General features: G+C 66.7%; 20 protein-coding genes. 3 read left to right on the top strand and 17 right to left on the bottom strand.

Translation table 11 applies throughout. The features are described from left to right. Positions 1–13: 13 nt before the first annotated feature. Positions 14–1,861, bottom strand: coding sequence for a MobH family relaxase (gene mobH, locus KYT87_RS05000; protein WP_003109768.1), 1,848 nt, complete (start codon positions 1,859–1,861; stop codon positions 14–16). Positions 1,862–2,176: 315 nt separating this feature from the next. Here mobH and KYT87_RS04995 point away from each other — a divergent pair, with 315 nt between their 5' ends. The 3 genes from KYT87_RS04995 (at position 2,177) to KYT87_RS04985 (ending at position 3,898) form a co-directional block, all read left to right on the top strand. Then, positions 2,177–2,803, top strand: coding sequence for a hypothetical protein (locus tag KYT87_RS04995; RefSeq protein WP_003109769.1), 627 nt, complete (start codon positions 2,177–2,179; stop codon positions 2,801–2,803). Positions 2,804–2,815: 12 nt separating this feature from the next. Further along, positions 2,816–3,448 (top strand): RES family NAD+ phosphorylase, encoded by a 633-nt coding sequence (locus tag KYT87_RS04990; RefSeq protein WP_003090219.1) that lies wholly within the window; start codon positions 2,816–2,818, stop codon positions 3,446–3,448. An 84-nt stretch (positions 3,449–3,532) separates the two neighbouring features. After that, positions 3,533–3,898, top strand: coding sequence for a DUF3742 family protein (locus KYT87_RS04985; protein WP_003090216.1), 366 nt, complete (start codon positions 3,533–3,535; stop codon positions 3,896–3,898). 11 nt (positions 3,899–3,909) lie between these two features. Here KYT87_RS04985 and KYT87_RS04980 read toward each other — a convergent pair whose 3' ends face one another. The 16 genes from KYT87_RS04980 to KYT87_RS04905 form a co-directional block, all read right to left on the bottom strand. Next, positions 3,910–5,430, bottom strand: coding sequence for a conjugal transfer protein TraG N-terminal domain-containing protein (locus KYT87_RS04980; protein ID WP_003090214.1), 1,521 nt, complete (start codon positions 5,428–5,430; stop codon positions 3,910–3,912). A gap of 13 nt (positions 5,431–5,443) precedes the next feature. Then, the gene (locus KYT87_RS04975) at positions 5,444–5,803 is read right to left on the bottom strand and encodes a hypothetical protein (protein WP_003090212.1); all 360 of its coding nucleotides are present in this window, start codon (positions 5,801–5,803) and stop codon (positions 5,444–5,446) included. After that, positions 5,800–7,194 (bottom strand): integrating conjugative element protein, encoded by a 1,395-nt coding sequence (locus KYT87_RS04970; protein WP_003109770.1) that lies wholly within the window; start codon positions 7,192–7,194, stop codon positions 5,800–5,802. Before KYT87_RS04970 ends, KYT87_RS04975 begins: the two co-directional genes overlap by 4 nt. Before the next feature lie 9 nt (positions 7,195–7,203). Then, on the bottom strand, positions 7,204–8,154 hold the full coding sequence (locus tag KYT87_RS04965; protein ID WP_003109771.1) for a TIGR03756 family integrating conjugative element protein: 951 nt from the start codon (positions 8,152–8,154) through the stop codon (positions 7,204–7,206). Further along, positions 8,151–8,597, bottom strand: a complete 447-nt coding sequence (locus KYT87_RS04960; protein WP_003109772.1) for a TIGR03757 family integrating conjugative element protein — start codon at positions 8,595–8,597, stop codon at positions 8,151–8,153. Before KYT87_RS04960 ends, KYT87_RS04965 begins: the two co-directional genes overlap by 4 nt. Positions 8,598–8,761: 164 nt before the next feature. Next, positions 8,762–9,256, bottom strand: coding sequence for a JAB domain-containing protein (locus KYT87_RS04955; RefSeq protein ID WP_003090203.1), 495 nt, complete (start codon positions 9,254–9,256; stop codon positions 8,762–8,764). 175 nt (positions 9,257–9,431) lie between these two features. After that, positions 9,432–10,199, bottom strand: coding sequence for a thioredoxin domain-containing protein (locus KYT87_RS04950; RefSeq protein WP_003090202.1), 768 nt, complete (start codon positions 10,197–10,199; stop codon positions 9,432–9,434). Positions 10,200–10,223: 24 nt separating this feature from the next. Further along, positions 10,224–13,115, bottom strand: a complete 2,892-nt coding sequence (locus KYT87_RS04945) for a conjugative transfer ATPase (RefSeq protein ID WP_003105079.1) — start codon at positions 13,113–13,115, stop codon at positions 10,224–10,226. After that, a complete protein-coding gene (locus tag KYT87_RS04940; RefSeq protein WP_003109775.1) occupies positions 13,115–13,564 on the bottom strand; it encodes a TIGR03751 family conjugal transfer lipoprotein in 450 nt (149 codons plus the stop codon). Before KYT87_RS04940 ends, KYT87_RS04945 begins: the two co-directional genes overlap by 1 nt. Beyond that, positions 13,545–14,963, bottom strand: a complete 1,419-nt coding sequence (locus KYT87_RS04935; RefSeq protein ID WP_003109776.1) for a TIGR03752 family integrating conjugative element protein — start codon at positions 14,961–14,963, stop codon at positions 13,545–13,547. Before KYT87_RS04935 ends, KYT87_RS04940 begins: the two co-directional genes overlap by 20 nt. Next, complete coding sequence (locus KYT87_RS04930) at positions 14,953–15,864, bottom strand: TIGR03749 family integrating conjugative element protein (RefSeq protein WP_003105643.1); 912 nt, start codon at positions 15,862–15,864, stop codon at positions 14,953–14,955. Before KYT87_RS04930 ends, KYT87_RS04935 begins: the two co-directional genes overlap by 11 nt. Further along, on the bottom strand, positions 15,861–16,553 hold the full coding sequence (locus KYT87_RS04925) for a PFL_4703 family integrating conjugative element protein (protein ID WP_003105641.1): 693 nt from the start codon (positions 16,551–16,553) through the stop codon (positions 15,861–15,863). The genes KYT87_RS04930 and KYT87_RS04925 overlap by 4 nt, the downstream gene beginning before the upstream one ends. Then, positions 16,550–16,948, bottom strand: coding sequence for a TIGR03750 family conjugal transfer protein (locus KYT87_RS04920; RefSeq protein ID WP_003105639.1), 399 nt, complete (start codon positions 16,946–16,948; stop codon positions 16,550–16,552). The genes KYT87_RS04925 and KYT87_RS04920 overlap by 4 nt, the downstream gene beginning before the upstream one ends. Positions 16,949–16,959: 11 nt before the next feature. Continuing rightward, positions 16,960–17,319 carry a TIGR03745 family integrating conjugative element membrane protein gene (locus tag KYT87_RS04915; protein ID WP_003090173.1) on the bottom strand — a complete coding sequence of 120 codons (360 nt, stop codon included), beginning with the start codon at positions 17,317–17,319 and terminating at the stop codon, positions 16,960–16,962. A gap of 16 nt (positions 17,320–17,335) precedes the next feature. Then, complete coding sequence (locus tag KYT87_RS04910; RefSeq protein WP_003050225.1) at positions 17,336–17,569, bottom strand: TIGR03758 family integrating conjugative element protein; 234 nt, start codon at positions 17,567–17,569, stop codon at positions 17,336–17,338. Continuing rightward, entirely contained in the window at positions 17,566–17,949 is a 384-nt protein-coding gene (locus tag KYT87_RS04905) for an RAQPRD family integrative conjugative element protein (protein ID WP_003105635.1), read from the bottom strand. The genes KYT87_RS04910 and KYT87_RS04905 overlap by 4 nt, the downstream gene beginning before the upstream one ends. Positions 17,950–18,074: the final 125 nt, after the last annotated feature.

The following is an 18,074-nucleotide window of genomic DNA, read 5'->3' as shown; positions in this document are numbered from 1 at the left end:
CTTGAGCCGCCGGTTACGCGAGAAGTGACAAGTAAGGATTGTTCGGTGGTGGCTCTGCGAACAGGAGCCGAACATCGTGCAATAGATAGCCATACAGGCGGCGGGACTTCCTGGGGCCTGTGACATCGCACGTCCAGATGTTCAGGCCCCTGGGCTTTTTGCGATGCAGTTGCAGGCGCTCGAAGCGCTTTTGTACCCATTGCCAATCCTGCTGGTTCTCCTGCTTGGCGAGAGTCCCGACCTGGGGGTGTTCTTGTGCGTAGCGTTGGAATACCCCGGGGCTGACCAGGTAGGCCGTGTCGCCCACCGTATGCACGAGCGCCTTCGCGTCGTTGATGACCAGCCGGCGGGTAGCGATACCTTGTTTCAGCCACGCCATGAAGTGCTCGCCCGATGGCTGCGCCGACGAGGACGTGGGCACCGGCGCTGATGACGGCACGGGCACCATCGAGGTTGGCGGTGGCGTTTGAGGGCCAGCGGCGGGTGCGTCGCCCGAGACGGCTTCCGCATCCTGTTGGGGAACAAGCAAATCGCCGATTCCTACCATCGCCAGCAGGTCCTCCATGACATCGGGTGCGGCTTGTGCGGCAGGCAAGTGAACCGGAGTCGCGGCGTCGACGCCCTCCCATGGAAGGGACTCTTGATCGTCGGTGGCTGGCTTTGCCGTCATTGCCGGCGAGGGCACCAAGGCATCGGCATTGTTGGGTGCCGGTGTCCCGTCGATTGCCACTGCCCCTGCGAAGGGCGCTGGCCGCTCTCCAGACTCCCAAATCAGCGCGGGAGCGAGACGCAGCAGGGTGAATGAGTGGGACCAGCCAGTCGTGCTGGTCACGGTCGCGCGCCAGACCGCCTTGCCGTCCGGCGTCGGTTGCAACATGCCGTGATCCTGCAGCACGTTGAAGACGGCGGTGTTGCTCGCGGGGATGCCGTCGACGCCTAGTGACAGCAGGTGCGCACGCAGCTTGTCCGAGACCGTCTTGCTTACCAGCCACAAGGCATCCTCGGTGATCCAGCCATCGGAGGCTTCCGGCTGGTTCAGCTTCAACTGTTCCTTGAGCAGGTAGCGCAGCCCGTCGAGCAACTTGCGCTGCAGCGCATGCTTGTGTGCAGCCATGGCGCGGGCCGGATCGCCGCCCAGTTCCTGGGCCACCGAAGCCCGGTCGGCCTGCACGACAAGTTCGCCCAGCACGCCGGCGCGCTCGTACTGGCCGGCCAGGACGTAGAGCAGCGGTCCCCACAGGTCGGGATAGCCACTGAGCCAGTCCAGGGCATCACGGTCGAGCAGTTGACGGTAGAGTAAACCTGTCGCGGCGCTGTGGAGCCGATATTCCCGATCGTCGCGGTAGCGGAAGCGGTATGGCTGGTGCAGCGGGCCGTGCCAGGGGTGCCACAGCGAGCCGTCGGACAGTTCGACGTGCAGATCGACGGCGATCTTGCCGATGTCGTGCAGCAGCGCGGCATAAGCGACTGCGGCAGTCCAGGCTTCAGACTGCGCCGCCTGGTCTTCGGGACTGCCGCCAATGGGCAGCAGATGGGACTGCCGCAGCTTGAGCGCATAGGCGACGATCTCCAACCCGTGATCCAGCATGCCGCCGGGGTAAGCGTGGTGATGGCTTTCCGATGCGGGGAATTGTTGGACCAACTCGGCGTAGTGCTCCAGCGGCGTGCGGTATAGGGTGGCGAACTGCCGCCGCGACAGCGACGTGCGCTGCCAGATGTGTTCCAGCAGCTTCTGCCGGCGCGGTGTTGCCAGCAGCGATGCGGCCGATTCGGGCCGCAGCAACCCTTTCGGGAGGTCGGTGGCGGGCGCTGGCGACGGGGCAGCGACCGGGGGCCGTTTTCGCTGGAACAGGGAGAGCATGCGGGTGTCCTCTGGGGGGCCGGCCGGGAGGCCTTTTCGCCTTTTCGAGGTAGGGCCTTTCCCCTTGCACCCCATTCCCTTGCCGTTTCGGCCCTTTGGCCTTTAACCGTTTCGGTATAGCCGGGCCTGGGTTGCGTCTCCAGCGTCAATGTGGAACCCGCACGAATGGATTGGACGGAGACCTGGCGCTGGCCCCTGCCTATGCTGCGGGGACGCTACCCCCGGCAGGTAGGCTCTCGCTCAGGCGACTAAGTTGACAAATGCGACAAGGGCGACTAGAGTGAATCCTGTCTCAAACCTGCTTGGGAGATGACCATGCCCACCGCCATTGAATTCATTGCCGATCGTCTGCCGCGCGTCACCGTGGAGGACGTGCGCCGTTTCGCGGATACCGTTGAAATCCGGGATGCGCCGGCTTTCGCGGCCGAGTTGCAGGCGTTCATTCACGAGCGCGTGGAGGCGGTAAAACTGCCAGCCAACCTCGAAGGCGAAACGGTGGAGCAGGCCCTGGCGCGCAAGGCGGCCGCGCTGCGCACCGAAACGCGCTGGACCCCGACTGAAACCGACGTCCAGCGAGGCCGCGCCGTGTTGCTGGAATCCTTCAACCAGCCGCACAACCTGCCGATCCCCGAGTACGCCAAGCTGGCGGACAAGTCGCGCCAGCAGATCTACAAGGACATCCTCGCGCGCCGGCTGCTGGCGCTGAATGTGGGGCCGCGCGGCCAGAAGCTGCCCGACTGGCAGCTCGACCCGGTGAAGCAGCAGTTGACCCAAACCGTGCTTCAAGAGGTCGAGGGCATCGACCACTGGACGATCTACCGCGCACTATCCGAACCGCTCGAAGGCTTGGGCGGACGCTCGCCGGTGGATGCGGTGACGCATGGCACAATCGATGACGTGGCCGAAGCGGTGTTCAACGTGCTGGGCGTCCAGGTGCATTGAGGCAAGACCGCCATGAGCCGCGAACTGCCCTTGTTCTTGATCGATGCGGGTGAACTGCTCCAGCATGTGAGCCGCGTCGTCTATCGGGGCAGCCCGCTGTACTATGGCCGCAGCGGCACCAATCGCTACGACGACCCGGCGCGGACCTACGGCGTGCTCTACCTGGGCCGCGACCTGTCCACGGCGCTGATGGAGTCGGTGTTTCACAAGCACCAGTGGCTGGCGGACGAGAAGCGCTCGATTGCGCTGAAGGAAGTCGAGAGCCGGCTCGTGCGGGCCGTGGGGGTCCTGGACGACGTGCGCTTGGCCGATCTCACGGCCGAGGGTGTCATGGCGGGTTACTTCGGCCTGAACCTGGAACAGTTGGCCAGCCGCGACTACACGCACACGCAGCAGGTGTCCGCCCAGGTGCATGCGATGCTCGGCGATGATGGCCAGCCGCTGTTCGACGGGGTGCTCTATCCGTCGCGCAACAACTATCCCGCCAAGAGCATCGCCCTGTTCGAGCGTGCGGCAGCAAGAGTCGGCGTTGTCGATGACATCGACCTGGTGGACCATGTGGACTGGCCGCGCTTCGTTGCCACGTATCGCGTCGGCGTGGAGCCTGATCCCGGGCCGGTGGAACCGGATGACGAAGCGTCCTGAAGCGGCAAGAGAGCACATTGAAGCCCCAAACAGAATGAAATGGACCAAACTGGAATAGGCATCCCTCTGTAGCAGGAGACGACCATGAACACCACGACCCGCATCAGCACCGCAGAACGCCTCGGCCGCACCTTTGGCCGCGGATGGCGCGCCTACGCGCGCGGCGAACGTCGGGCGTCGAACTGGTTGGTGTCCAAGGGGGTGCCGGCGGCCGTTGCCACCGCGCTCGTGTGGGTGGTCAAGCTGTCTGTGGTGGGATTGCTGCTCTACGTTGCTTTTTGGTTCGCACTCGTGTTGTTGGGCGTCGTGGCGGCGGCGTGGGCTGCTGCTGCCAATACCTCTGACGAGGACGAGTGGCCTTTCACCGATCTCACAGAACTGCGCAAGACACCGGGCTACGATCCCAATCTGTACAACGATACGTCGCACGAGTTGTACACCGACGACTGACGGACTCCGGGCTACTTCAGCTTGCCTCCCGTGAGTGCCCCAGCCCCCTTGCCCCCGGCTTGGCCGGCGCTCTTGCTGCCGTCCGACAACCCCTGAATGGCATGTCCCGCCCGAATTCCAACCCAGGTCAGGCTTGCCAGCCAGAATCCTGGCAGCACCAGGAACATCGTGCCCGCGACGAACATCAAGAGCATGTCGCCGAACGCATTGTTCAGCCCCACCAGCGGGTCGAAGTTCGTGTGTGGCCGGTTCCAGCCAAAGCCCCAGCCATAGAGCGCATCGAGGATAGTGCTGTCGATCCAGCGAGCGAGCTGGAACCAGAAATCCACGAAGAACAGCGCGAATTGCACGACGCTGACCGTGACGACCGTCTTCAGGTCATAGGTGCCCACGACCAGCACGAGCGGGATGCAGATGACCAGCGCCATCTTGAGCAAGGCGAGGACCATGGGTAGAGACTGTCTCACGACGTCCATGGCGGGAAACGCGGCAATCGCGCCGACGGCCATCCCAACGTCTCCCGTGGCCCGTGTCACGATGTTCGGCAAGGTCTTGTCGATCTGGCCTCCGTAGTCCGTATAGACGCTGCCCTGGTTCAACTTCTGCTGCCGCGGTGACGCGATGGCTCGGATCACCGAGTCGTCCACCTCGGCCCGGCTCAGGAACCCGGCCCAGCCCGCCAGGCGACTCAACAGGCTCGGGTCCACCTGACCCAGCAGGCGTGCCCGCAGGCCGTTACTTCCATCGCTCCACCACTGGCGGCAGGTCGGGTAGCCGCCACCGCTGGCCACCTGCGCAAGCCCTGCGTCGCGGGTGCTGTCATAGGGCCAGTCCTCGCGTGGGGTGCTGGAACGGTATGTGTCGTAGTAGCCGTTCGTGTCGGTGAAGAACCGCGATCCGATCCAGGTCACGTCGTGCATCTGCTGCTCATCGAGCTGAGGGCGCTGCATGAACAATTTGGCCCGTGCAGGCCCATAGCAATCCCGCGAGAAATCCGCTACTTCCTGAGCCAGCACCGGGTCATCGATGCGCGTAGCGTCGATCTCCATGCGCATCTGCCGCAGGTCCGTGCCGCACGGGATCGCTGCCACCGAAGCGCCCGTGACGGCGCGCGAGAGCGCGTGCATGAACGCCCACCACACCGGCACCTTCGCCGACTGGTTGTTGATGGTGCTGAAGGACTGCGACCAGCCGGTATCCCCGGGCTGCGCCACGCTGACCTGGCACTGGGCCGAGCGCGAGCTGTCGTACTGGATGGTGTTCAGGTCCACGTCGATGAACGGAATGCCGGCGAACATCACCACCACGATGGCGACGAAGACCCGGTTCTCGATGCGGGCGGCGCTCAGCACGCCTTTGTTGCCCTCGTCGGCGCCTTCCGCACGGGCCTTCAACCACTCCTGCACGATGATGGCGACGAAAGGCAGCGCGAATACCCCGCTGGATACGAGGACCGCCCAGATGCCGTTGTTGACGATCCAGGACACGAGGGTTAGGTAGTACTCCAGGTAGTCGGTCGTGAAAAGCGTCATGGCCTCGATCCCCTCAAGCGGCCTGCATCAACAGGCTGGCTTCCAGCGCCACGATGGCAACAATGCCGGCGACCTCAGCGCGAATCAGCCGGCGTCGGGCCAGCGTGCTGTCCTCGCGCGCCAGCAGCCGCCGCCGCATCCAGACCCAGCCGCAGGCCGTCGCCCCGTACAGGAACAACCGCCACACGAAGAAGTAGCCCGATGCGGCCGCGAGCCACCGCTCCCAGCCGGCCACGCTGCCAACGAGATAGATGCCGGCGATGTTGGCGCCCACCGCAGCGGCGACGATCACGGCCGCCCACAGCAGTGCTTTCGCCGCACGCCGGCTGATGAGCCAGCGCAAGGGGCGCCAGGCCATGCGCTCCGCGCTCATGGCCGGCCTCCCGGATTGCCCTTCTGCAACTGGTCGAGGCGGTCGGGCACCGGATCGCCCTCATAGATGCCGCGCGAGCCTGCCGCGCGCGTGCCATGGCGCTGGATGATGGCCATCGGCGAGTTGTTCGCCAGCTCGCGCCGCAGTTCAAGTTCGGTCTTGAGGTTGCGGATCTCCCGGTCGAGCGTGTCGCTCTCGTGGTTCACGGCCTCGACTGCCAACTCGTTGGCTGCCACGTTGGGCTCTTTCTTGCCGGTGAGCAGCGTGCGCTGGAGCAGCAGTGCCTTCTCCAGCACCGACGAAAGCGCCACCTCGGACGCGAGGCGCCGCGCCAGCAGGTCCTGGTCCGGCTCGTCGCGCAGCGCCTCGATGACGCCGCGCGTGATCGGCAGCGACGTGCTGCCGGCCTCGCGCAAGTTCTCGAAGGTGGTGTTGCGCACGCCGGAAACCAGTTCCTGCAAGACTTCCAGCTTGGCTTCGTACTCCTCCTGGATCAGCGGCGTCAGCCCGACGCCGGGCACCGTCTCGGTCTTGGTGCAGGAATCGCACGTGCGCTGCACCTGTTCCCCGAGGACCCGGGTGGCCCATTCGGTCGCCTGCTGCGGCGACGTCCAGGTCTGGCAGGACAGGCTCGCGCAACTGGTGGACGCGATGGAGGATGTGTCCGTCACGCCGCGCCCGTTGACCAGGTTGTAGCCCGCGCGGGTGACGTCGCCGACCACGCGGATGGCGGACTGGCCTGCGCCACCGGCATTGCTGCCGCCCACCCAGGGAAGGCCGTCGTTGCCGCGGCGCGTCTCGGCCTGCTCGACGGCCGACACGGCATCGTTGCTGCCAACCGCGTCACGCAAGGCCATGCCTTCGGCCATCTGGCTCCAGCCAAGCTGGCCACCCGCAGTCTCGGCCATCTTCTCCGCCATGGCGCGGCACGTCAGCTTGGAGCGGTCGAAGTCCAGCCGCGCCTGCAGCACGCCGTTGGTCAGCAGGTTGTACAGGCCCGGATCGGCGCGCTGAATGATCAGCGCCGGCAGCGATGCAACCGCGCTGGTCGCGCTCTGGATCACGTTGCTCATGATCTGCTGAAAGCCGTTCGTGATGCCGTTGAGCTGATTGCGCAGCGTGGTCTGGATGCTCATGTCGCCGCAGATCAGGTTGCTGTTCCACCCCACGCCGACCCCGATGGAGCGCATGCCGGCCGCGCGGCCCATGGACACCGCACTGCCACCGCCGATCGAGTACATGACGTCATCGCCGAGGACGGGGCCGCTGTTCTGGTATCCGACCTGCGCCCACGCCAGGCCGCAGACCAGAGCGAGCGGGCCGGCCAGCGCCTTCGGGCGCAGCAGGCGGCACGCCTTGGCGGAAAGGTTCATCGATTCAGGACGCTTCATCGTGGCACCTCAGAGGAAATCGACGCTGCCCAGGAACACCTGCCCGCGGCGTTCGCAGCACGCATAGGGACGCCACAGCGCCCAGGCGTAGTCGCCTTGTTGGGCCTGGGTCAGCGTGCCGCTGTGCGGGAACACCACGCAGGTGTTGGACAGGCGCGGCGTCAGCTCCTGCCACTTGCCCGTAGAGGCATCACCCTCCATCAGCGCGCCGGCCGGCCAGTAGCCGTCGCGGGCGTTGGCAAGCAGCGGCTGGTACACGTGGATCTGCCCGCGGCGCGTGACGACATCACCGGCGCGCTGGGCCACGACGGCCCCGGATTTGTAGTCATCGGTCTGATGCAGGAAGCCGCCGCGCGGATAGACATTGCCCCAGAGGTTCATCGTGGTGCGCGCACCGACCTCGCGCATGCCCGGAATCAACGCCTCCGGGTAGGCCATTTCAGGCACGTTGTAGCGCCAAGCCAGCGTGTCCAGGGTGCTGAGTAGATACGGCATGAAGGCCGTGCCCGCGCCTTGGCAGAAATAGCCCGACGACGATGCGAACTGGTTGAATACCTCGCCGCCAGGATGGCCGATGACATCGCTGTTCTTGAATTTGGCGAGGTTGTTGTCGTGGTCTTCGTTCGTGGTCCCATCCCCACCTGCCTGTGCGGATGGGTTGGGCGTGCTCATCGCCTGCACCTCGACCCAGGGGTTCTCTCCGGTGTTGCTGTAGCTGGAGACGACCGCATCGGGCACGTAGTGCCGGACCTTGGTGGATGTGCGCACCGTGCAGCCCGTCCAGGTGCAGTAGAGCCAGTAGCAGATGCCCACCACCCGGTACTCCAGGCAGTCCGGCGACATGACGGAGGACACGATGGTGGCGGTGTTCAAGGCGTAGCTGCCCGTGGCGCTGATCAGCAGCAGCGAGGCCACGGCGACGCGCAGGCGGCGCAGCAGGTCGAATGGGCGATGGGTCACGGCTGCGTCCTCCGGTGTTGCTCGATGCGCGCGACGGCCCGGGCCACGTCCGGCTCGCCATAGACCACAAAGCGTTGATCCACCACGACGGCCGGGATGGTCGTGACACCCAAACTCCATGCGTCGGTGACGCCCTGGTAGGCGGTGCCGATGCGGCGCTGAAGATCGGTGCCGCCTTGCTTCAGGCGTTGCCGGACGATGGCTGCTGCCCGCTCAGGGTCGGCTGGAAGATTCGCGGAAAGCTCGGCCTCGATCCGGGGCGTTTCGCCCAACTCGATCAGTCGCTCGCCGCCCATGGTCTTGACCGGGTGGCGGCTGTCGGTGACGACCACCACGTCGGCGGCGAAGGTGGCCGGGCTGAACACCGCCAGAGACGTCGGCAGCGCCACGGCCAGGCCAAGGGTTCGCCAGCCTGGTGCGAACCGGGTAAAAGCTGCTGGCATGTCATGTGCCCCGGAAGTTGATCAGGGCCATAGTCAAACGCCGAACCCCAGGCGGCCCCAACAAACAATGCGCATCGCGGCCACCCCGCATACCTGCTTGCGTCGCCGCAAAGAAAAAAGCGGAGGCCGAAGCCTCCGCGCTGATCAACGAAGCAGTGCAACCCTTACAGCAGGCCGGACTCCGCAAAGGAGAACGGGGCACCCTGGCCGACGATGATGTGGTCCAGTACCCGCACATCGATGAGCGCCAGCGCGGCCTGCAGTTGCTGGGTCAGCATGCGATCCGCGCTCGACGGCTCGGAAATGCCCGAGGGGTGCTGGTGCGCGAAGACCACCGCGGCGGCCTTCAACTCCAGCACACGCTGCACGACGACACGCGGATAGACCGAAGTCGAGTTGATCGTGCCCCTGAACAACGGCTCGTAGGCCAGCACCTGGTGCATGCTGTCCAGGAACACCGCGGCGAATATCTCATTGGGCTCGGCGACCAGCTTCACGCGCAGGTAGTCGCGCACGGCCGTGGGGTCGAGGAGTTTCGCACCCGCTTTGAAAACCCGCTTCTCCAGCAGTGCAATGGCTTGCTGGATGATCCAGTCCTCGTGTTGGGCAGCGATGGCGGAAAGCGACTCCAGGCAGGAGTCATTGACGACGAAAGACATGGCGAACCTCCAGACGGTGAGATCGGAGGGCGCGCGCCCTGGGAGGGCAAGCCCTCCTGGGGAACGAACAAGGTGCATCCATCACCGCGGCAGCGGTGATCGTTCGCGGCCAGGATGCGAGGCGAACGGGTTTCGGTCAGCGCAGTGGACTGCGCCGTAGCCTTGAAGACCGGGGCTACCTGGGCATGTCGCCGACGACGTCGGCAGGCATTTCCGATGTAGTAGGTGTGGCGGCGGGATCGCCGGCCGCGAGCATGTCCATGGCCGACAGCAAGGCATCGCCCTCGATCGGACCCTGCAGTAGGATCGCCTTGCCGGTTTCGCGATCGTGCAGCCGCAGCGACGGCGTGGCGGTCACGCCGCTGCTCGTGGCTTCCGCCGTCTGGGTGCGGATCGGCGCCTCGGGCCGTTCGCTCGCCAGACACTGCTCGATGGCTGGCGTAAGGTCGGGGTACCGCAGGTCCTCGGGCAAGCCCTGGCCGTCGCTGCGCGTGTGGGCATAGACCCACTCGACAGCCTGCCAGAAGGCGGCATGGCCGCCAGATTCGCCGGCGCACTCCGCCAGGCTCGCTTCGGCAGACGCGGCCGGCTCATGCGCGGCCAACGGGAGGTGGTGCCATTGCAAGGCCACGTCCGCGTTGCCGGCCACCCAACGCTTGAGCACTGGGAAATAGGATCGGCAGAACGGGCATTCGAGGTCCGCGTAGAGCGTCAGCGTGAAACGCCCTTCCGGATTTCCCATCTGCCACGGAGGCCCGGCCACCTGCGTCACGCTGACCGGCGTTGAAGTCTGGGGAGTGGACTTGCCAGAATAGCGGGACACGAGCCAGATCAGCAGCAGCGCTACCAGCACGGCGGCCAACACCCAGGGCCAGCTGAGCCTCCAGCGCCGACGGCGGAACGCCTGTACCTGCATCGGAATGGATGGGCGTTTCTGTTCCATGGCGTTCTCCGGTGTACGGCAGATTCAGGGCAGGTCCAGGGTCGGCGACTCGATGCCACGTGCCCGGTCGATCTTCTCAGCCACCTTGAAGGCGGCATCCAGCTCGCTGACGCCGTGCTGCTGCATGAGCTGGTAGCGTTCTGCCTTCTCCTCGGGCTCGGTTTGCGCGAGCGCGAGGTAGAGACTTGGCGGCACGGCGCGGAACAGCACTTCCATGCTCTTGGAGAGGATGACGCCCTCGGTGAACTTGCCCGCTTCCTTGCGTGCGGAGAGCATCAGCGCCTTCTGCGCCGGCGAGAGTTCGCGGAACCTGGCGATCTTCTCCACTTCGTCCGGCGGCATCGACAGGCACACCCACCACTCGATCATGTTGAGCATGGGCTCTGCGGCGCGCGGCAGATCGTCGATGTTTTGCGTCGCCAGCCAGAACCAGGCGCCCAACTTGCGCCACATTTTTGTAATTTTCACGACATAGGGCGCGAGCAGCGGGTTCTTGGTGATGATGTGACCTTCGTCGGTCACGTTGACGATCGGCCGGCCCAGGTACTGGTCGCGCTCGGCGATGTTGTTCACCGTGCTGATCAGGCTGATGTAGGCGATGGAGAGCTGCGCGTTGTAGCCCTCGCGGGCATAGGTCGCCAGATCGACCAGCGTGATGTCGGCCTCGGGCCACGGCGTGCCGTCACGGTCGAACATCTCGCCGTCCGTGCCTTGGCAGAACATGTCCATCGCGTCCGCCATCTCCAGCAGCCGCACGCGCCGCATCTCGGGCAGCGTCGGGTCCTGGCCACGGGCGCGCAGCGCGTTGCGCACGTCGCGCGTGAGCACGGTGCGCTTTTCGGCCACGCAATGTTCGGCGGCGTCGAGGATGCACTGGCGGATCAGCGAGCGGTCGGCCCGCGTCATCCGCGCTTCTTCCTTGTCTTCGCCGCCCGTGATCATCAGCCGCGCTGTGATCTCCAGTTCGCCCAGCACGTCGCGCTGCTCGTCCGCTTCCATGGCCGAGGCATCGGGGGGCAGGTCTTCGTCCAGCGCGTCGGCATCGAGCGTCTGTACGTCGCTGGGCGTTTCGATCAGCCGGCGTGCGTCGGCGAACGGCGCCAGGCTGATGCCCGATCCGGGGGCCAGCTTGACCCGGTTCACGGTCAGGCCCAGGCGCCTGGCGAAGTCGCTGAACAGGCCGAAGCTGTTGCCGGCTTCCACGATGAAAAGCCGCGGCCGGTAGATGGCCGTCACCTGGTTCAGCAGGTTGTTGAGCGTGGCGGACTTCCCCGAGCCGGTGGGGCCAAATAGAAACAGATGGGCATTCATCTGCCGATCCAACCTGTTCAAGGGGTCGAACGTAATCGGGCCGCCGCCGCGATTGAACATCGTGATGCCGGGATGCCCCGTGCCCTGGGCGCGGCCCCATACTGGCGACAGGTTCGCCGCGTGCTGGGCGAACATCAGTTGCGTGTACCACCGGCGCCGGTCCTTGCCGGGGTTGTAGCAGCACGGCAGCCAGCGCAGGTAGCTGTTGAGCGGCGCCACCTCGTCGTCCTCGCGCACCGGCTGCAGGCCGGCGTTGAGCATCACGTTCGCGAGGTCCAGGCCGCGCCGATCCAGTTCCGCCTCGTCGCGCCCGCGTAGGTAGAACGCCAGAGTGCCCCGGTAGAGCTTGTGCGCGCTGCCGATCAGGGAGCGGGCTTCATGCACGTCCTTGAGCGTCTGCTCCGACGCCAGCGTCTCGCCCACAGCTTTCTTCGCCAGATGGTTGAGGTCCGATTCGAGGACGTCCTGCGGCGTGGCCACCATGGTGAGACACATCAAGGTGTCCTCGGGCATCTGGTCGAACAGCGTGTTGATCGCGTCCCCCTTGCGGGTCTCGCCGGTCAGGTGCCCGGTGCCGGGCGGCATGCGCAGCCGGTCGGTGATCAGCACGCGGTGCGGCATGCCGTCGAAGTACCAGGCCCCTTGCGCCACGTCCGAGCGCGGCTGCCCAAAGAACAGCCGCTGGCTGAAATCCCGCCCGCTCGCCAGCTCGATCTCGCCGGCCTCGCTTTCCTCGGTACTGTCCGGATAGCGCGCCAACGCGTAGAAGCGCTCCCGGTCCTCCACCCCAGGCCCGAGCAGCGTGGGGCGCGGGTTGAACCACCGCAGCAGCCAGTCGTGGACGTCGGCCGCGACCATGCGCCGGGCCTGGATGCCGGCGTTCGCCAGGCCGCCGCACAGGCGGTCGCAGACGATGCCCAGCATCTGCTCGGGTGTCTGGCCGCGGCGGTTTGCCTGTCCCTGTCCGCTCGCGCGGCGGTACACCACCATGCGCACGCGCCGCGTCTGGCCGCGCCAGCGCAGCCGCGTGACCACCGTGTCCTCGAACAGGCCGCCGGGCTTGGCCACAGCGCGCAGGTGGTGGCCGAAGAAGCGCAGGTAGAACTCGGTGAACGCCGAGCCGCGCGCACGTGGCTGCACGTAATCGCGCAAGGTCTGCATGTACTGGTCGAAGCTCGGTTCGTCCTGGGCATAGAGCTGGAGCACCCACGGGTTCTCGTCCAGTTCATCGAAGCTGTCCTGAAGCGCGTTTTCCAGGGCGTCGCGGGCATGCGCGAGCCAGCCGGGTTCCCGGCCTTCGGTGCCCAGCGGCACCAGCTCGTAGAAGGCGGCCACCGATTGGCCGTCCTCCAGGAGCATCGATTTCGACTCGGGCAAGAACTCCACCCAGGGCAGCAGTTCCACGAAGGACGGTGCGACGTCGTACAGCGCCTGCTCGTCGGCCACGGTCGCCGGCTTGCGGCCCTGGACCGCGGCGCCGGGTTCGGGGATGCCGGCTTGCTGCAAGGCCTCGACGTGGCGCTGCCAGCCGTCCGGCTGCTCGTCGGCGGCGGTGTCTTCGGCGCTGACGGCAGCCAGCTTCGGCCATGGAAGTTTCCACCGCATCAGTAGTCCTCCGTCCTCTCGCCAGGCATCGCGTACTGCACGCGCTGGTACAAGGGGAAAACCGTCGTGTAGCCCGGCACGGGAACGGGGTCGGTGCCGGCCAGGTGCGGGTACACGTACATCACGAGATCGGGATTGGGCAGACGCTGGAACTGGCGGTGAACCTCATTGCGCGCGGTGCGCGTGTAGCGCATCTGCTCGACAGGTGCGGCCTGCACGTCGGCGTCGGTCAGGGGCCGACGCAGGCTCTGGCGCGCATCGAGCAACTGGCGGCCGGCGTTCCGTCCGGCTGCGCCACCGCCGTCGCCGGCCTCCTGCTGCCAGATGTCCATCATCGTGCGGTCACCGTGGGTCAACAGCTTTTCCTTGCTGGTGGCGCAGCCGGCGAGCACCGCGACGGCGAGGGCCAGTGCTAGGCCACGGGCCAGGTTAGTCAAGTTCAAGGGCATGGCTTTCTCCTGCGCGGTGATCGACCTTGCGGCCTTCGGGATCGAAGTCGATGGCGAGCGGCTTTTCGAGGTGGACGGCAACCTTGGCGCCGGGTTGGACATAGACGGCGGCGAAGGCTTGGCCGTAGAGCTTGTTGACCCAGGCCGACATGTCCCGGACACCGCCCGCGAGAATCTGGCCGACCGCTTCTTGGCCGGTGATGCCCACGGTGCCGATGGAGCCGTCCGAGCCGACATAGGACATGCGGCCGCTGCCACTCTCGATGAGCGAGGCCACACCGGCACCGGCCGCGGTGATTAGGGCCTGCGAGCCGAGGTATTGCTGGGCGTTGCTGCGCCGCTCGCCGCTGACGCAAGGAATGCCGTGGGGATCGCTGATCCAGCCCAAGCCGTCGCGCTGTTGGTTGTTCTGCTGGTTGCCCTCGCGGTCTTCGGGGATCGTGCGAATCGTGCCGTCGTTGAAGACGAACGTGATGCTGCGCACCTGACCTCGCACGCACGAGAGCGTCCAGTCGCCCGAGGCGGTGCCGCTGAACACGGCGCCGGCCACGTCGGGAATGTCGATGCCATTGGCGGTCAGGTTGTCCGGCCCGACCAGAACTTTGAACGGATAGGGATCGTTGACCGTGCCGTCGATCGGCACGCGGCCGATCAGGGCCGTCATCGCCACCGATCCCATTAGCGTCGAGTTGGTCGGCACGGTATAGACCGGCTTGGCATTCTTGACCCCGGCGGCGCGGGCGCCCGCGTTGGCCACGGTTTCAGCGGTGGTTTCGAGCGTGCTCTGCGCCGGGCCGAAGCTCGTGGGGAAGCTCATGCCGCCGCTCGCGCCACGCCCCCCGTTGCGCCCCTCGGCGGGCTTTGCGTCGTCCGGCTCGACCCACCGCACGCCGCCCTCCATGCCGGCCTCGTCGCCGCCCTGCAGCCCCAGGCCCACGGGCAGGTCCGCATGGCCGCCGCCGCGCCCGCCGATGCTGTCCAGGCGCCGCTGCAGGTCGGCGAGCAGCCCTTCGGTCTGCTGGCGCGCGCTGGCCGCCTGCTCTTGGTCGCGGCGCAGGTTGGACCGCTCGGATTCGAGCGCCGAGTTGATGCGCTGGTCGATGGAGTTCTCGCGCTGGCGCAGCCGCTGGTTCTCTTCACGCTGCGACTTGTTGTCCGAGAGCGCGGTCTGAAGCTCGGTGCGCAACTGCTTCACTTGGGCAACGAGCGTCGCCACGGTGTCGCGCGGGGTGTCGCCTTCGATGCCCAGCGCCTTCATTTCCTCGGGCGTGAGCTGGGCGCCGTTGTCCGCCGCGGGTGGCGCCGTGCCGCCTCCACCCGAGAACAGCCGGATACCGGCGAACAGCACCAGGATGGCGACAGGGATCATCAGCCACTTGAGCAGGCCGTTACTGCGCATGGCGGGCCTCCTTGGCGTTCTCGTCGCCGTCCGGCTGCGGCAGATGCACGGCAGGGTCGAAGCGGTGAATCGCCGGCAGCAGCGACTGCGCGAGGCCGCGGCCGCGCGTGACCAGGTACAGCACGGTCGTGTCCTCGGTCGTGCCGCGCGGGCCCAGCGCCTCGTGCTGGAAGGTGGCGGTGAGGAAATCGCCTTGCAGCACGCGCGGGTCGAGCGCGACCCAGTCGGCGCCGGTGTTGGTGAGGCGCACGGCAGTCACCCATTGGTCTTCCAGGCGCCACGACGCGAGCACGGCCGCGCGCACCGGCAGCGTTGGCATCAGTGTGTCCAGGTCGAGGTCGCGGGGAAGGTTGACCCGCATGACGCCCGGAAGCGGCTCGACGGTGCGCAGCGGTGCGTAGAGGTTCTGCGCGGCGAAGCGCGTCAGCACGACAGGGACCGGAGTTTCGCGCCGCGCGGTCCGCGCACCTGCCTGGCCCTGGGCGCGTGCCGGGGCCTCGGCACTGTCGGCCTGCTCGCCATAGCGTCCCGGTGCGCTGTCACCCTCGACGATGCGCACCGGCTCCAGCTCGGCTTCCCCGTCCTTGGGCGGTTCGGCTGCGATGTCCAGCAGGATCAGCGCGCCCGTGTCGGCGTCCTGCAGTTGCAACCGCGTGGGCTCGATCGGCTCGCTGGCACGCAGGTACACCGCGCCGCCCGCACTCTGCACGCGCAGGCGTTTGCCCACGCCTGCGGGCACGCCCACGCGCACGTTCCGGTCGATGAATACGATGCGTTCCTGACCGACCTTCAGCGGCACTGCCAGTGGCATGCGTTCCCAACGCAGGATCTCCACCGCCTGGGCGACGGGTGCCGCGGCCACGGCCAGTAGCCCCAGCAGCGCGAGTACAGGATGCTTCATGGGGTGTTTCCTCCTTGAGGCGCTTGCGGATTCAGGTCACTCGGCGCCGGGCGCGCCGGCTCCGGTGCACTGATGCGCTGGGGCGCGCCTTCGTAGCAGTCCAGCGCCAGGCCGAACGGGTTGCGGGCGGGATCGACGTCCACCCGCGTGACCTTGATCGGATAGCGCACCAGGGCGCGTTTGACCTGCTCGGCGCCGTAGTACTCGTCCGCCGTGATGTCCAGCGTCACCACCCAGTCGCGATCGGATACGGTGCGCACGCGCGCCGTGGGGTCGTCGCCATAGCCGCGGCCGGGAATCTCGTAGATGCCGCGCACGCGCTGACGCAGCTCGCCCGTGGAGCGGCGGTAGTCATAGTCCGCCCGCAGGAAGGCCTGGCAGGACGGGGTGAGGTACGGCGAGAGCGTATGGAGGTTGCGCGAGTAGTCTTCTTCGCCATTGGTCGGCCAGCGGTTCAGCGTCTGGAACACGTAGAACGTGAACGCATAGACCGATTCGGGCGGCACTTCCCACCACTTGCGGGTACTGCCAGAGCGCAGGTCGGGCGGGACGTGGATGGTCAGGTCGCGCGGCGCGCTCCACCAGCCGCCGCCCATGACCAGGGCGACAATGACCAGCGCGCCCGCGCCCAGGCGCAAGGTCTTGATGTGCGCCTGCAGGTGGGCGATCTCGTTCTTGAAGCGGCTCATCGCATGCTCCTGCGGGTGGACCAGAAGCCCGAGCGCGAGATCAGCACGTGGCCGCCCACCCAGCCGGCCATCAGCGGATGGCGCGTTGCGATGCGCCACTGCAACTGTCGATACAGCCAGGTGTCGGGGCGCCCACGCTTGAGGCGGCGCAGGATGCCGCCGCCGATGAACACGCCCAAGGCCACGCCCAGGACAACGAACGTCGGTGCGATGGCGATCGTGCGGAACACCCACGAAAGCGGCGCGCCGACCAGCAGGCCGGCCGCGCCGGACAGGCCGCAGCAGATCCACAGCTCGTCGGCGGTGAGGCCGCGCACGACCACGGGATGGCGGTTGAGCCGGTGCGGAAGGAACGTGACCGTCCCGTCCGCACGGACGTGCTGCTGCTCGGACATACCGGCCTCGCTTACAGGATGCCGGTGGCTTCGGTGAGCAGCCAGATGCCGATCACGAGCAGCACGGCGCCGATGGCGACCGTGAGGCCGAATTGGCCCCACGTCTTGCGGCCGGTGTGGATCTCCGCGTAGGTGCCGTAGGCGTGGTAGCAGACGCCGATGAACATCGACGCCACCACCAGCAGGGCCACGAGCATGATGATGTCGTAGCCGTAGTTGCGGATGGTCTCCATGATGCCGTTGCCGGTGCCGCGCGTCGGGTTCTCCAACTGCGGCAGACCTTGCGCGAACGACAGTGCGGGCAGCGCGGCGGCGCCCAGGGCCACGGCGGCGCGCTGGGCAAAACGGGAAGTGAGGTTGCGGTTGTGCATGGTCGGGCCTTTCATGTCAGGACAGGAGGAAGAAACTCAGGACGAGGTACATCGCGACGAAGCGGATGCAGACGCCGAGGAACTGGCGCTGGTTGAGGCGGCTCTCGGACCACCCCACATAGGCCGTTCGGATGGCCCAGACGCCCCACACGAGCAGGACCGCGAACACGACGCCGACCAGGACGGTCGCCATCGCGGAAGGCGCGATACCGCTGTTGGCTTGAAATGCCGAGACCTGGGCGCCGTTCATTGCTCGCCCTCCGCAGTCGTCTTCGGCGATGGCGAAGCGGCCCGCTCGGTGCGGTAGTCGCCGGCCAGTTCGGAGGGGTCGCGCGGCTGAGCGCGTGATGGCGTCAGGTGGAACTGGATGCCGGCGCGCACGCGCGCCAGGTCAGCCAGCAGCCGTGGGTAATCGAAGTGGTAGCGCTCGCCCGGCTGGATGGGGGCATGCGCGGCGCTGTCCGCGACGGTGCGTTCCAGCGCGTCGAGCTGGCGCAGCGCGGCGACCAACTCCTGGCGCTGCGCCGGGGACTCGGCCAATGCCATCGGGGACTGGCCCAGCACGAGGGCCGTCACGAAACAAGTGGGCACGCCGCGATGCGCGGCGCGCAGCCAGATCGAAGCCACCATCGCGCCATTCCTGTGTGATCAGCAATGGGTTGATCGTGGAGATCAGGGCTGTTTCAGGCCGCAAACAATAGGAACTGGCGGACGACCGGATTGGGCATGCTGCGAGCGAACCTACAAAAGCACGG

The sequence above is a fragment of the Achromobacter sp. ES-001 genome (assembly GCF_019448355.1).
Classification (GTDB): Bacteria; Pseudomonadota; Gammaproteobacteria; order Burkholderiales; family Burkholderiaceae_B; genus Achromobacter; species Achromobacter spanius_B.
This window is presented reverse-complemented; position numbering and strand designations above follow the sequence as displayed.